The sequence below is a fragment of the Hydrocarboniphaga sp. FW305-C-57 genome, from assembly GCF_058783045.1.
Map to the genome: position 1 here is coordinate 45281 of NZ_JBYSYG010000016.1, position 13861 is coordinate 59141.

Here is a 13861-nt window from a genome sequence, read left to right on the forward strand (position 1 = left end):
ACACGGGCTTACCTGAGCATGAAAGCCTTGGTCTTCGCCTTCACCGCCGCCAGATCGACTTGGGCTGTGCCTTTCGGATTGCCGATCTGTGTGTATCGGAGTCCGCCCTGCAGCGCCGAACTGCGCGGAATGTCGAGCGATTCCCAGATGGCGCGAACCGTCCCTTGAATGGCGGTGGGCGGCTGCGCCGCGATGAGGGCGGCAAGCGCATGGGCTCGCTCCCACAGCTCGGGCAACGGCAGGACTTCGCTGACGAGCCCGACGCGTAGGGCGGTGGCCGCGCTCATGCGCTCGTGATTGCCGAGCAGCGCCATGCGCAATACGTCGCCGAGCGGCATGCGATAGCTGAGCCCGATCGGCTCGAGTGCAGCAGTCAGGCCGTACGTCACGTGCGGTTCGAAGAACTGCGCATCCTCGGAGCAGATGACGATGTCGCTTTCGTTGATCCAGTAGAACGCGCCACCGGCGCAAAGGCCATGGACGGCCGTGATCACGGGTTTCCAGCAGCGATTCTGCTTGGGACTGAGCTTGACTCCCGGGTCTTCATGCACCCAGTCGTTGGGGTGAGGGTCGGGGAAATTCGGATCCCGGGTATCGACGCCGGTGCTGAACGCGCGTCCGGGTGCCGCGCGCAGTACGACCGCATGAATGTCTTCGTTGCGCGCGATGTGCTGCCATAACAAGCCGAATTCATCGACCATGGCCTTGTCGAAGGAATTCATCGCCGCCGGCCGGTTCAAGGTGATGGTCGCGATCTTGTCGCTGCCAACTTCGAACTGCACGGCCTGCAGTCTGCTGGGGTCCAGGTCAGGCATCGTCTTGCTCTCCAGGATGGCGGCTCAAGCGCGGCTGCGCGGCATCTTCAGCGCGCTTTCCGCGATGATGCTTCGATGTACCTCGCTCGTGCCGCCATAGATAGTACTGGGGACGGAGCGGCGATATTCGATCTCGATCCACCCCGCATCGCTGGGCTGGCACTCGAGCGTGTCGGGCGCGGCGAGATCCATGAGATCGCTTGCGTTGCTGAGCCAGGCCTCGCTGCCGAACAGCTTGGACATCGAGCCGTACCACTTCTGGCTGATGCCTTCCTCGCTGGCCCAGATGCTGCGCCGAGTCAGGCCGTCGGCAACCTGGATGCTCACGTAGAGTTTTGCGAGCCGACTCCGGACGTCGTCGGAATCGATGGCGGGACCGCCGTCGCGCATCGTGCTTCGGGCCCACTTCAGCGCGTGCTTTAGCAGGCGCTGCATCGGCCCCACGTTGTAGAGCCCCACGCCCTGTTCGAGCTTGAGCGCAGAGGCCATGGTCTTCGCGCCACCGTTGATCTCGCCCAGGCGATAGCGATCCGGAATGCGCATGTCGGTGTAGTAGGTGATGTTGGTGCGTTCGTGCCCGAGCGTCTTCACCTCGTGCGACTCGTAGCCGCTCTGGCGCAGCGGCACCACGAACAACGTCAGCCCGGCGTGCTTGGGCGCATCGGGATCGGTCCGCGCGAGCAGGATCGCGTAGTCGGCGAGATGGCCCTGCGTCGTGAACATCTTCTGGCCGTTTAGGATCCAGTCATCGCCCTCGCGCACTGCGCGCGTCTTCGCGGCGAACAAGTCGGACCCGCCCGATGGCTCGCTGTAACCGAGGCTGCAGTAGGCATCGCCGTTGGCAAATTTCGGCAACAGCTCCTGCCGGGCCTCTTCGGTTCCGGCCAGTAGCAGCATCTTGCCGACCATGTCGGTGACGACGGGAACCAGAATCGGGAAATCGAACTCGTTGAAGACTTCCTGCACAGCGGCCATCGAAGCGGCATCGCAGGCTCGTCCCTGATACTGCTCCGGCCATTCCGGATAAAGCAGACGGGCCGCGGCCATCTTGCGAAACAGCGCCGGATCGTGCGCATCGTCCGAGTGATAGGCGAAATCGCGATGACGTTCTTCGAGATTCTCGACGAAGAAAGCGCGCATTTCGCTGGCCAGCGCGTCGGCCTGTTCGCCCCAGCGAAAATCGAGGCCGGATTCGCCGGGCTCGGGTAGCGAGGTCGTAGCGCCGCCCCAGAGCCGCTGTCCGGTGCTGCGCAGTTCGGCGGCTGGATCACCGAAGCCGAGTATCCAGCCGCGACCGCGTCGGAAGTAAAGTTGCACGTCGTACTCCATCGACATGCCGTAGCCACCGAAAACGCGCATCGAACGCGTCACCGCGCGTGTGAAGGTTTGCGATGCGAACCAGAACGCCGCCGATATCAGGGCTCCGCTTTCCGGGCTCTTGCGTTCGATCGCCCAGATCGCACGCCAGACGAGCAGCTGGGCGCCATCGTGCTCGGTGATCGAATCCGCCAGCGGATGCGAGACACCCTGGTAGCTGCCGATCGGCTTGCCGAAAGCCTGGCGATCGCAGGAATACTGCGCCGCGAGTTCGAGCGAGGCCTTGGTCGCGCCGACCACGGCCGCTGCGGTCAGCAATTTCAGTTCTTCGAGCGCGGCGAGATAGTGCTCGCGGATGGCTTTGCCGCTGGCGAGCGCAATTGAGCCTTGCTGCGAGAAGTCCATGCGCCGGTACGGCAGCGAGCCGAAGACCGCCGGCGCACCGGCAGAGGCATCCGATTGATGGCCACTCAATCGCAAGGTGTCGCCGTCGAGCCAGAGGATGGCGTTCGCGATGGCGCCGGCCGGAACCATCTGCGCTTCGCCGCCGGCATGCAGTGCGAGGCTGACGATGGCATCGCCACCGCCGAACTTTCCGAGCCAGTCCGCAGCAGCCGCGGAATCGACGGTGGCGAGCAGCCGGGCCGCGACCATGCCTTCAAGCAGGGGAGCGGAGGCCAGATGGCGGCCGAACTGTTCGGCGACCACTGCGGCATCCAGCAGGCCCATTCCGCCTCCGCCAGCCGATTCGGGAACTCTCAGCAGCAGCGCGCCGCTGTCGGCGAGCATTCTCCAAAGTACGGGATCGAACCCGGCGGTCGCTTCGGCCTTTCGCACACGTTCGGGCGACGATTGTTCGCGCAGCAACTTCTCGAACAGATCCTGCAGCATGCGCTGTTGATCGGTGAGGTGAAAGTTCATGCGCGAATCGTCCTCCGGGACCGCATCGAGCGGTTCTGTTCTGGTCTGGGTGGCCGGCAATGCCGACGTATTCACCGGCTTTGACGGCCAATGATAATATAGATCAACTAGACAATCATTAGGTGTAGAGGACTTCGAGCATGACAGTGGCAAGGCCCAGGATCATCCCAACCGAAGAGAATCGTTTTTTCTGGGAGCAGGCGCGAGAGGGGCGTCTGGCCTGCCGGCGTTGCAGCCAATGTGGCGTGCTTCAGCATCCGCCGATGCCGCTTTGTGCGCACTGCCTGTCGGACGATCTGGAGACGGCGGTGCTGTCCGGTCGCGGCGTCGTCTACGCGTTCACCTCCGTCGAGCGCGTCTTCCATCCGGGATTCGCAGATCAGCTGCCGTATACGCTCGCGCTCGTCGAACTGGCCGAGCAGAAAGATCTGCGCATGCTCAGCCGCGTCGTCGGCTGTGATTGCGCGGAGGTCGAGATCGGCATGCCGGTGCAGGTGGATTTCGAGCCGCTCGGCGACTGGAGCCTGCCGGTGTTTCGTCGCGAGGTCTCACGATGAGCGCCCTTCGTTCGGTTGCGATCGCAGGTATCGGGTTTTCGCCGGCCTATCGAGGTCCGGGGCCTGGCGTCGAAAAGCTCACTGCCACGGCCTGCCTGGAGGCGATCGCCGATGCCGGGGTGAAGCCCGCCGAGATCGATGCGATTTTCGAGTATCAGGTCGGCACCGAATCGCCCAAGTGCCACTACGTCCAGCGCTTGCTGGGCACCTCGGATCTGGCGGCCTACACCGACATCATGGGCACCGGCGCGTCGGGATTCGCGGGCGTGGTATCCGCGATCGCCGCGCTCGAGTCGGGTGCCTGCGAAGTCGCGCTGGTGTTTCGCAGCATGCAGCAGCAGGCGGGCAACACCGGCTCCGCGAGCGGCGACCCGGTCGCCCAGGCCGGCCATTCACCGCTGCACGACGAAATCGTTGCGCCATACGGAATGTTCGGCATCATCCCATCGACGGCTCTGCGCATGAGTCGCCGGCGTCACGAGTACGGAACGCGCGATCAGCATTACGGGCACATCGCGATCAATGCGCGACGGTGGGCGGCGCTCAACGAGCGTGCGCTACTGCGCCAGCCGATCGGCATGGACGACTACCTCGCATCGAAAATGCTTTGCACGCCCTTGCGCCTGTTCGACTGCGACTATCCGGTCAGCGGCAGCTGCGCCTTGATCCTCACGAGCCTCGATCGTGCCCGCGATCTGCGCCATCGTCCGGTACGCGTGCTGGCCTCGGCGCAATCGACCGGTGCCGGAGACTGGATACACGGACCCGATTTTCTTCACGGCGGCGCTCCGCGCTGCGCACAGCGGCTCTGGCAGCGTTCGGGTTTACGTCCCGAGGATGTCGATTTCGCCCAGGTTTACGACGGTTTCACGTTTTCGGTGCTGACCTGGATCGAGGCGCTGGGATTCTGTGCGGCAGGCGAAGCCGGAGACTGGATCGACGAGGGCAGGCGAATCGGCCCCGGTGGCGGAATGCCGCTCAATACCAATGGCGGTCAGCTCGCGGAAGGCCGCTTGCATGGCCTGTCCTCGGTGGCCGAAGCCGTGGTTCAGCTGCGCGGCGATGGCGGGGCCAGGCAGGTTGCCGATGCCGAGGCCGCGGTGGTGACGGTGTCGTGGGGGCCGCAATGCGCCGGCATGGTATTGGCCCGATAGGCTCGCCCGACGCAAAAAGGTGGGCCGGCACTGGAGGAATCATGCCGGCCCGAACTACCGCGAGCCTGGTGACGTTCAGCCGCCCATTTCCGCCATGATCTTTTTCTGCACATCGAGCGTCGTGTAGTGCTCGGGGCCCGCGCCATTGGGCCATTGGCGATCCATCGCGGCGACGATTTCCTTGGCGCGCTCGACCGCGACGTCTTTCACGTGTGGATGCGTGAAGATGTAGAACTCCTCCTTTTGCACGCAGTCGACGACGTGCTCGCCGACGCGCTCGGGGTCGAGCCCATACTGGATGGCCTTGTGTGCGACCGGGTCGCCCTGGAAGCTGCCGCCGTGCTCGGCCGGGCGCGCACGTCCGGCGTCCCAGAGATTCGTGCGGACCATGCCGGGACACAGCACGCTGAAGCCGATCTTGCCGGCGTATTCGCTGCGCAGCGTGTCGGTGATGCCGAGCACCGCGTGCTTGGAGCCGCAGTAGATGGCGGTGCCGACACTGGCGACGCCGATCGCACTTTCCGATCCGGTGTTGCAGATCCAGCCCTGGACGCCGGCTGCGAGCATGCGCTTGGCGAAGGCGACCGAGCCATACCAGACGCCATAGGCGTTGACTTCGAACGACCATTTGAGGTCTTTCGACGATGCCTCCACGGCGGGGCCGAGCGCCACGATGCCGGCATTGTTGAAGACCAGGTGAATGGGGCCGAGGCTGGCCCATGCGCTTTCCGCGAGCGCCTCGACGGAGCTCTCGCTGGTGACGTCGCAGCGTACGGCCTCGGCGCGACGTCCAAGTGCGCGAATGCTTTCTGCAACCGCCGTGGCGGCGGCAATGTCGATGTCGGCCACGACGACGTCGGCGCCGCGACGGGCGAGTGCGAGCGCAATGCCTCGGCCGATGCCGCTGCCGCCGCCGGTCACGACCGCTGATTTACCGCTGATTTCCATGGTTGTCCTCCGTGATATCGCGTTCTTGGCGATTTTGATAGTGTAGATCATATATATCATTACCAGGAGTTCAAATGAAGCCGGAACGGTTCACGATCCATTTCCCGGAAGCCCAGCTTGCCGATCTGCGGCGTCGTCTGGAGGCCACCCGCTGGCCCGACGAACTCGGCAATCAGGACTGGCGGTACGGCAGCAACGGCGACTACCTCAGAACTCTCGTGGACCACTGGTTGCATCACTACGACTGGCGGGCGCAAGAGCGCGAGATGAACCGGTATGCGCACTACCGCGCATCGGTGGCGGGCCAGCCGATTCATTTCATCCACGAACCCGGCAAGGGAACCAGGCCGATTCCGCTGATTCTGACGCATGGGTGGCCGTGGACATTCTGGGATTTCCAACACCTCATCGGGCCGCTGACCGACCCTGTCGCGCACGGCGGGTCCGCCGACGATGCCTTCGACGTCATCGTGCCGTCGCTGCCGGGCTTCGCCTTGTCGACGCCATTGGCCAGGACCGGCATCGGCTTCACCCAGACCGCCGATCTGTGGGTCGAGCTCATGTGCGAAGTGCTCGGCTATGCGCGTTTCGCCGCGCATGGTTCGGACTTCGGCCTCGTGGTGACCGAGCAACTCGGGCACAAGTACGCGGACAGGCTGATCGGCCTGCACGTGCAGGGCGCCTCGCCACTGAATTTCTTCGAGGGCGGCGCCGCCAGGCCAGAGGACTACGCGCCCGAGGATGCCGGGCGCGTCGCCCGCAACGCGGCGTTCGCCGCCTCGGAAGTCGGCTACATGGCGCTGCAGACCACCAAGCCGCAGTCGCTGGCGTTCGGACTCAATGATTCGCCCGTCGGATTGTGCTCCTGGCTTGTCGAGAAGCGCCGCACCTGGAGCGATTGCGCGGGCGATGTCGAGCGCCGTTTCAGCAAGGACGACCTGCTGACTTCGGTGATGCTGTACTGGCTCACGCAGAGCTACGGCAGTTCGGCGCGCTTCTACTACGAATCGGCCCACCAGCCCTGGCGCGCAAGCCATGATCGACAGCCGGTCGTGGAGGCGCCGAGCGGCGTCATCGTCTTCGAGCACGACATCATCGGCATGCCGCGGCGCTGGGCCGAACGCTACTTCGACCTGCGCCGTTACACCCGTTCCGGGAAAGGCGGTCACTTCGGGGCCGCCGAAGAACCGCAACTCATGATCGATGAGTTGCGGACTTTCTTTCGGCCGCTGCGCTGAGCGGAAGGCGCAACGAAGCTCAGCGTGCTTCGTTGCGTAGCTCTTCGAGCACGAGAGCCTGGATCTCCGCCGAGGAGCGATGCTGCGCCAGCGGTCCATTGGGCCATTGGCGAGCGAACGCTCCATCGATATCCAGCCAGCGCTGCTGCGCGATCTCCCGTTCCATCGGCGAGGAGAAGATGAGGAACTCCCCATCGTCCACGCCCTTGAGCGTGAGTCGCCCGACCTCTTCGGGATCGAGTCCGTAGCGCATTGCCCGGCGTGCGAAGTCCGACGAGGTGCCGGCGTTGCCGAACTGGGTCTGCCTGTTCCGCTCGCTATCCCAGAACCCGGTATTGACTGCGCCCGGGCAGAGCACGCTGACGGCGAAATGCTCCGCGTATTCGTGCCGAAGCACGTCGCTGAAACCGAGCACGGCGTGCTTGGTCGCCGTGTACAACGCGGACTGCACGCTCGACATGCCGAGCGCATTGACCGACGCGGTATTGCAGATGCGTCCTTTCACGCCGTGACGGACGAATCGGCGGCCGAAAGTCAGGCATCCGTTCCAGGTGCCATTGACGTTCACTTCGAAAACCCAGCGCAGATCCTCGGGCGTGTAGTCGAGCGCCGGCTTCATGATGTAGACGCCGGCGTTGTTGAAAACGTAGTCGACCTGTCCGAACCGCTGCCAGCATCGCTCGGCAACCGCTTCGACGGCATCGCTGTCGGTCACGTCGCAGCCAAGCGCGAGCGTCTCGACGCCGAGAGCGGTCAGTTCGCCCGCGACCTTTGAAGCGGCGGCTGGATCGAGGTCCGCGATGCAGACGTCGTGACCCTCGCGTGCGAGCGCAAGCGCGATGCCGCGTCCGATGCCGGTGGCTCCGCCCATTACCACGCCCAATTTCCTGCGCATTCGCTGTCTCCTGCTATTGATTAGGTTTGATCAATAAGATGATCATGCTGATCATAGCTTTTGGGATTGACGTTTTGGACAGTGTTAAATAAGCTAGATCAACTAGATGATCATAAAGAGGGGAAACGATGGAATTCGGCTGGCATTTGGAGGAGCAGCAGTTCCGGGAAGAACTGCGCGCTTTCATCCGTGAGTTCGTCAGCGAGGAGGCTCGCCTGCTGGTTCCAGGCGAGGAGCCTTATTCCGATGCCAACATCGAGTTCTGTCGCCGCCTCGCGGAACGAGGCTGGCTGGTGCCTCACTGGCCTGCCGAGTACGGCGGCAGCAATGCGTCTTCGTGGGTCTTCGCGATTCTCAGCGAGGAACTCTGGGCAGCGGGCGAGCCTCGCGGCTCGCAGTACATGAACGTGAACTGGATCGGCCCGGCGATCATCGCCGCGGGCTCCGAAGAACAGAAGGCGATGCACTTGAAGCGCATCGCCAGCGGGGATGTGCTCTGGTGCCAGGGCTTCTCCGAACTGGACGCGGGTTCCGATCTGGTCGCGATGCAGACGTTCGCCGAGCGCGAGGGCGACGACTACGTCATCCAGGGCGAGAAGATCTGGACTTCGTACGCTTCCAAGGCGGAATACTGCTTCCTGCTCGCCAAGACGCGGCGTAACGCCGACCCGCAGCAGAGCATTTCGATCTTTCTGGTGCCCATGAAGACCCCCGGAATCTGTGTCGAGGCGCTGCCTTCGATGCTCGATATCCACGTCATCCATCGCATGACTTTCGACAAGGTGCGAGTGCCGGCTTCATGCCGTCTCGGGCCCGAGAACCAGGGCTGGCCCATCGTCCGCGACGCGCTGTCGGATGAGCGGGTCGGAACCCCGCGCTATGCGCGCGCCGAAGCGGTGCTCGATCAGGCGATGCGGATCGCGAGCGGTCAGGGCCGCCTCGGCGAAGCGGGTCTGCAGCAGGCCGCGACCCACGCGCGGGCCGCCTGCCATGCGGCTCGTCTGCTCTCGTATCAGGTGCGCCAGAGCCGCTCCGGCGGCGCAGGCGCAGGACCCGAAGCCTACGTCGGCCGTGCCGCCATCGTGCGTGCCGAGCGTGAAGTTTCCGAAGTGGCGCTCGACGTGCTCGGCGAGAACGCGTTGGCGAGCGGTTCACTCGGTGACGGCGAGTTCCGCACGTCGATGATCGCCGGCCTGGGGGGCGGCAGCTACGAGATGCAATTGAATCTCATCGCAAGATTGTGGCTTCGGCTGCCCAAGGAGAGCTGAGCATGGAGTTCAAGCCGAACCCGAAGCAGCAGCAGTGGCTCGAGTCCGTCTGCAAGCTGCTGGACCGTCAGCCTGCCGTCGTCGACAGCTACGACGCTGCGTTGCTGGAGCAGCTGACGCAGGAGGGTTACTTTCGCGAGCTCGTGAGCGGAGGCGACCTGCTCGAGGCCGTCATGCTGGTCGAGGAGGTTTCGCGGCGTGATCGTCTCATTCCCGTCGGATTGCACGCCTTGCTCGTACCGACGCTGCTCGGCTCGGGCGTCAAATCTCCGGTGGCCATCGCGCGGGTCAATTCGGACGTTCCGGTCCGCTTCGCCGCCATGGCCAAGACACTGATCCTCGTCGATGGAGCGCAGAGCCGCGTCTACGCGCTCGATCCGCCGAAGGCGCATCCGGTGCGCAGCAACTACGTTTATCCGGTGGCCAGCCTGCCGTCGCTCGCATCAAGCCCGGTGCTCGCGACCTGGGACAGCGATCTCGTGGTGCGACGCTGGCAACTCGCGGTAACGGCCGAGATGGTCGGTGCGATGGACAGCGCGCTCAAGAATCTCGTCGGCTACATGAGTCGCAGGCGCCAGTTCGGGCGCCCGCTGGGCGCCTTCCAGGCGCTGCAGCATCGGCTCGCCGAAATCGCCATCACGCTCGAGAGTGCCCGCGTGCTGCTTCGCGAGGCGGCTTGGCACGACGATGGAGAGCTGGCCGCTACCGCGGCGAACTACGCGGCGGTCGCCGCGCGCCAGGTTTGTCTGGAAGCGCATCAGCTGTCCGGAGCGCGCGGCTTCACGCTTGAATTCGGCCTCTATCGCGCCACACTGCGATTGCAGCTGCTGAGCCTGGAAGGCGGCGGAAAAGCCTGGCACGCCGAGGTGGCGGCGACGCGTCGCTGGGGGGCGGAATCGGCCTTTTGCGAGACGGGGCATTCAGAAGCGGTCCCGATCATGTCACTCTGACCGGCACTTCACCCGAGACAGGACACCCACTGATGCCCAGATCCGCCAAGGCTGCCCCTACCACGTCGTCCGGTCCTGCCGACCGCTCCCTCTTCGTGCGCGCCAAGAAGGTACCCGAGCTGATGGCGGCCGACATACGGAAGCGCATCGTGCAGGGCGATCTGCAGGAAGGCGATTCGCTGCCGACCGAAACCGATCTGATGCAGCAGTACAACGTATCGAGGCCGACGCTGCGCGAAGCATTGCGGATTCTGGAGTCGGAGTCGCTGATCGTGGTGCGTCGCGGCGGTATCGGTGGTGCCGTGGTCAAGCGGCCGATGCTGGATACGACCGCTCGTCATTTCGGGCTGATCCTGCAGGATCGCGGCGCTTCGGTGGACGATGTCTACAAGGCGCGCATGGTCATCGAGCCGCCGGCGATGGCCGATCTGGCGCGTGTGATCACGGCCGAACAACTCAGCGAGATCAAGAAGCGACTGGCCGAAGCGGACCAGCTCATCGGCTCGCCGGCGCGATATGCGCACGCGATCACCGGGATTCGCGAATACATGATCAGCCTGGCGGGCAACATCACGGTCTCGCTGCTGACGCGCCTGCTCGACGAGATTCTCGAACGCCATTCGGCGCGCATCGGTGAAGCCAAGGGCAGCGAGTGGGCGACGCTGCAGCGCAAGAGCCAGAAGTCGCTGCGCAAGCTCATCGACCTCATCGGCAAGAAAGACGCGGCGGGCGCTGAATCGTTCTGGCGAGCGCACTTGCAGGAAGCCGCCGTCTATCTGCTTTCGGCGGGAACGGACGCCTCGATACTCGATCTGTTCGAGTAAGCGTTCGCCGCAATACTGACTTAGGAGAAGTCCATGTTGAACGTGCAGGAATCGGCCCGGGTGAGCACCAGCACGGTGCCTTCGCATGTCCCGGTCGACCGCATCGTTCCTTACGATCTGCTGCGCGTCTCCGGACCTCACGACGATCCCTTCGTCGTCATGAACGGCCTGCGCGATCGTGGTCGCGTACTGTATACGCCGACCCACTTCTCGAGCGCGCGGGGGGCGTGGGTTTTGACGAAGGCGGAAGATATCCGTCACGTGCTGCAAAACCCGCAACAGTTCTCGAGCAGCGGCGTGTCGGGTTTTTCGCGCCTGCTCGGCGAAACCTGGGACATGATCCCGCTCGAAATCGATCCACCGCGTCACGCGCTGTTCCGCGCGATCCTCAATCCGCTGCTGTCGCCGGCCAAGGTCGCCAAGCTGCAGGACAACATCCGCGCCGCTTGCGTTGGCCTCATCGAGGCCGCTACGCAGGAGGGCAGCGGCTGCGAGTTCATGACGGCGTTCGCAAGGCCATTTCCGGTCAGGATCTTCCTGCACCTGATGGGCTTGCCGCAGGAGCTGTTCGATCAGTTCCTCCGCTGGAACAACGCGCTGCTGTTCAGCGAGGACATGCAGGAACGCATCGATGCCGCAGCGGCGATTCGTGACTATCTGCGCGCGCTGATCGCCGAACGCAAGAAGAACCCGGTCGACGACTTCACGAGCGTTGCCGTGAAAGCTCAGATCAACGGGCAGCCGATCACCGACGACGAGATCCTGGGCATTTGCTATCTGCTCTTCGTCGGCGGCCTGGACACCGTCGCCGCCTCGCTGGGTTTCTACTTCAAATATCTCGCCGAGCATCCGGAGCAACAGCGCTTGCTGCGCGAAAAGCCCGAGCTGATTCCGGAAGCTATCGAAGAGCTCCTGCGTGCCTATTCGGTGGTCATGGTCAGCCGGTTCGTCACCGAGGATCTCGAACTGGCCGGCGTCTCGATGAAGCGCGGCGACTGCATCGCCATCTACACGACGTTCGCGAGCTTCGACGCCGACGATGTGCAGAACCCCGAGACGATCGATTTCGGTCGCTCGCTGAATCGGCATATCGCCTTCTCGTACGGCCCGCATCGCTGCCTCGGCTCCCACCTGGCACGGCGCGAACTCGTCATCGCGCTGGAGGAATGGATGAAGCGTGTGCCTGAATTCCGTATTGCCGAAAGCGATGCTCCGACGATGCACGGCGGGGTCGTTTTCAGCCTCGATCATCTGCCGCTCGCCTGGTAGCAGGCGCCAGCGTCACTCACAAGACAACGAAGATGCAGGTGCCGGCATGCGTCGGCGCCGCGGAGGAAAGCTGCGTGCGTATTTCAAACGAATGGACAACGGGCGAGCAGGACACCATCAACGCGGCTCTCGAACGCGCCGTCGCAAACTGGCCTGATCGCATCTTCCTGGATATCGACGGACGCGAGTACAGCTTCGCTGAAGTGGAGCGCGAGGCGAACGGTCTGGCGAACGGCCTGGCGACCTTGGGCGTCAAGGCCGGTGACACGGTCACCACCATCCTCGACAACAATGCGGACGCGATCCTGGTCTGGTTCGCGATCAACAAGCTCGGCGCGATCAGCGTGCCGGTCAACACCGCGTATCGCGGGGAATTCCTGAGGCATCAGCTCGCCGATTCGGCCTCGTCGGTGGTCGTCGCCGAGTCCGACTATGCCGACCGCGTCTGCGGCGTGGCCTCGGGGCTTCCCGATCTGCGCTCGCTACTGTATCGCGGCGAGGCGCCGATGACTCCGGCCGAAGGCAAGACGGTGGCGCCGCTCGACGCGTATCGCTCGTCCGACCTCAGCCGGCCGGCGGTCGGCGTGAAGCCTGGAGACCTCGCGATGCTGATCTACACCGCGGGCACGACCGGGCCGTCGAAGGGCTGCATGGTCAGCCACAACTACGCGATCAATCTCGCGCGCCAGCTGGTCACCGTCGCGGGCAGAACGCAGGACGACGTGCAGTGGACCGCGCTGCCGTTGTTCCACATGAACGCCACCTCGACCACGATCCTGGCGAGCCTGCTCGTCGGCGGCAAGGCTGCCGTCTACAAGCGTTTTTCGGTGTCGAACTTCTGGCCCGAGATCGAGCGTACCGGAGCGACGATCGTGAGCCTGCTAGGTTCGATGATTCCGCTGCTCGTCGAGGCTCCCGAGAACGAGTCTGCCAAGCGTTGCCACGATCAGGTTCGCGTGGTGCTCGGCACGCCGTTCCCCGCGCCGCTGCAGTCCAAGTGGAAGCAACGCTTCGGCGCGCAGATCCTCGGCGCGAACTCCTACGGCATCACCGAGGCCTCCGTCGTGACGACGCTGCCTTGCGGTGTGCAGGCCAAGCCAGACTCCTCGGGTATTCGCTCGCCCGACTTCGACGTGCGCATCGTCGACGACGACGATCGCGAATTGCCGCCGGGCACGGCGGGCGAGGTCATCGTCAGGCCACTCAAGCCTCATGTGATGTTCGAAGGCTATTGGCGGCGGCCGGCCGATACGCTGAAGATCATGCGCAACCTGTGGCTGCATACGGGTGACATCGGCAAATTCGATGAAGACGGCTTCTTCTACTTCATCGACCGCAAGAAGGACTACATGCGTCGCCGTGGCGAGAACATCTCGAGCTACGAAATGGAGACGACGTTCCGGCTGCACCCCGCGATAGAGGACATTGCGGTGCACGCGGTCCTGTCCGACCTCACCGAAGACGACGTCAAGGTCACGGCGGTACTCAAGCCGGGCGAAGTGCTGACGGAGGAAGCATTGTGCCGCTGGGCGATCGAGCGTCTGCCTTACTTCGCGGTGCCGCGCTACATCGAGTTTCGCAAGGAACTGCCGCGTAATCCGGTGGGCCGCATTCTCAAGTATCAACTGCGCGATGAAGGCTGCACGGCGGCGACCTGGGATCGCGACAAGTCCGACATTCAGCTGGCCAAGCGCTGACCGGACGC

At 64.0% G+C, this 13861-nt stretch carries 12 protein-coding genes; 8 read left to right on the plus strand and 4 right to left on the minus strand.

Features of this window, described 5'->3' with window-relative positions; all coding sequences use genetic code 11:
- Nucleotides 1–8: 8 nt before the first annotated feature.
- Together AC3WUM_RS22810 and AC3WUM_RS22815 are read right to left on the minus strand one after the other, a co-directional pair.
- Nucleotides 9–815, minus strand: a complete 807-nt coding sequence (locus AC3WUM_RS22810) for an enoyl-CoA hydratase/isomerase family protein (protein WP_492413290.1) — start codon at nt 813–815, stop codon at nt 9–11.
- 24 nt (nt 816–839) lie between these two features.
- Entirely contained in the window at nt 840–3053 is a 2214-nt protein-coding gene (locus AC3WUM_RS22815; protein WP_492413291.1) for an acyl-CoA dehydrogenase family protein, read from the minus strand.
- A 140-nt stretch (nt 3054–3193) separates the two neighbouring features.
- Between AC3WUM_RS22815 and AC3WUM_RS22820 the strand changes: the two genes are divergently transcribed.
- Complete coding sequence (locus AC3WUM_RS22820; protein ID WP_492413293.1) at nt 3194–3610, plus strand: Zn-ribbon domain-containing OB-fold protein; 417 nt, start codon at nt 3194–3196, stop codon at nt 3608–3610.
- Nucleotides 3607–4764 (plus strand): thiolase family protein, encoded by a 1158-nt coding sequence (locus AC3WUM_RS22825; protein ID WP_492413295.1) that lies wholly within the window; start codon nt 3607–3609, stop codon nt 4762–4764. Before AC3WUM_RS22820 ends, AC3WUM_RS22825 begins: the two co-directional genes overlap by 4 nt.
- Nucleotides 4765–4839: 75 nt before the next feature.
- On the opposite strand, the gene AC3WUM_RS22830 is transcribed toward AC3WUM_RS22825, so the two are convergent.
- Complete coding sequence (locus AC3WUM_RS22830) at nt 4840–5712, minus strand: SDR family NAD(P)-dependent oxidoreductase (protein WP_492413297.1); 873 nt, start codon at nt 5710–5712, stop codon at nt 4840–4842.
- Between the two features lie 74 nt (nt 5713–5786).
- On the opposite strand from AC3WUM_RS22830, the gene AC3WUM_RS22835 reads away from it, so the two are divergent.
- On the plus strand, nt 5787–6950 hold the full coding sequence (locus AC3WUM_RS22835; RefSeq protein ID WP_492413299.1) for an epoxide hydrolase family protein: 1164 nt from the start codon (nt 5787–5789) through the stop codon (nt 6948–6950).
- 19 nt (nt 6951–6969) lie between these two features.
- Here the strand turns inward: AC3WUM_RS22835 and AC3WUM_RS22840 are convergent, their stop codons facing one another.
- Nucleotides 6970–7845, minus strand: coding sequence for an SDR family NAD(P)-dependent oxidoreductase (locus AC3WUM_RS22840; protein ID WP_492413301.1), 876 nt, complete (start codon nt 7843–7845; stop codon nt 6970–6972).
- Nucleotides 7846–7973: 128 nt separating this feature from the next.
- Here AC3WUM_RS22840 and AC3WUM_RS22845 point away from each other — a divergent pair, with 128 nt between their 5' ends.
- Genes AC3WUM_RS22845 through AC3WUM_RS22865 form a run of 5 tightly spaced genes read left to right on the plus strand, consistent with a single transcriptional unit; the run spans nt 7974 to nt 13853 of the window.
- Nucleotides 7974–9113 (plus strand): acyl-CoA dehydrogenase family protein, encoded by a 1140-nt coding sequence (locus AC3WUM_RS22845; protein ID WP_492413303.1) that lies wholly within the window; start codon nt 7974–7976, stop codon nt 9111–9113.
- A gap of 2 nt (nt 9114–9115) precedes the next feature.
- Nucleotides 9116–10063, plus strand: coding sequence for an acyl-CoA dehydrogenase family protein (locus AC3WUM_RS22850; protein WP_492413305.1), 948 nt, complete (start codon nt 9116–9118; stop codon nt 10061–10063).
- A 32-nt stretch (nt 10064–10095) separates the two neighbouring features.
- Complete coding sequence (locus AC3WUM_RS22855) at nt 10096–10887, plus strand: FadR/GntR family transcriptional regulator (RefSeq protein ID WP_492413307.1); 792 nt, start codon at nt 10096–10098, stop codon at nt 10885–10887.
- A gap of 33 nt (nt 10888–10920) precedes the next feature.
- Nucleotides 10921–12156 carry a cytochrome P450 gene (locus tag AC3WUM_RS22860; RefSeq protein ID WP_492413309.1) on the plus strand — a complete coding sequence of 412 codons (1236 nt, stop codon included), beginning with the start codon at nt 10921–10923 and terminating at the stop codon, nt 12154–12156.
- A 32-nt stretch (nt 12157–12188) separates the two neighbouring features.
- A complete protein-coding gene (locus AC3WUM_RS22865) occupies nt 12189–13853 on the plus strand; it encodes an AMP-binding protein (protein WP_492413311.1) in 1665 nt (554 codons plus the stop codon).
- Nucleotides 13854–13861 lie beyond the last annotated feature (8 nt).

Bases quoted from the DNA above. Each gene is read 5' to 3' on its own strand.
- AC3WUM_RS22865 (WP_492413311.1), top strand. From the start codon at position 12,189: ATGCAGGTGCCGGCATGCGTCGGCGCCGCGGAGGAAAGCTGCGTGCGT.
- AC3WUM_RS22845 (WP_492413303.1), top strand. From the start codon at position 7,974: ATGGAATTCGGCTGGCATTTGGAGGAGCAGCAGTTCCGGGAAGAACTG.
- AC3WUM_RS22825 (WP_492413295.1), top strand. From the start codon at position 3,607: ATGAGCGCCCTTCGTTCGGTTGCGATCGCAGGTATCGGGTTTTCGCCG.
- AC3WUM_RS22835 (WP_492413299.1), top strand. From the start codon at position 5,787: ATGAAGCCGGAACGGTTCACGATCCATTTCCCGGAAGCCCAGCTTGCC.
- AC3WUM_RS22820 (WP_492413293.1), top strand. From the start codon at position 3,194: ATGACAGTGGCAAGGCCCAGGATCATCCCAACCGAAGAGAATCGTTTT.
- AC3WUM_RS22850 (WP_492413305.1), top strand. From the start codon at position 9,116: ATGGAGTTCAAGCCGAACCCGAAGCAGCAGCAGTGGCTCGAGTCCGTC.
- AC3WUM_RS22855 (WP_492413307.1), top strand. From the start codon at position 10,096: ATGCCCAGATCCGCCAAGGCTGCCCCTACCACGTCGTCCGGTCCTGCC.
- AC3WUM_RS22840 (WP_492413301.1), bottom strand. From the start codon at position 7,845: ATGCGCAGGAAATTGGGCGTGGTAATGGGCGGAGCCACCGGCATCGGA.
- AC3WUM_RS22815 (WP_492413291.1), bottom strand. From the start codon at position 3,053: ATGAACTTTCACCTCACCGATCAACAGCGCATGCTGCAGGATCTGTTC.
- AC3WUM_RS22860 (WP_492413309.1), top strand. From the start codon at position 10,921: ATGTTGAACGTGCAGGAATCGGCCCGGGTGAGCACCAGCACGGTGCCT.
- AC3WUM_RS22830 (WP_492413297.1), bottom strand. From the start codon at position 5,712: ATGGAAATCAGCGGTAAATCAGCGGTCGTGACCGGCGGCGGCAGCGGC.
- AC3WUM_RS22810 (WP_492413290.1), bottom strand. From the start codon at position 815: ATGCCTGACCTGGACCCCAGCAGACTGCAGGCCGTGCAGTTCGAAGTT.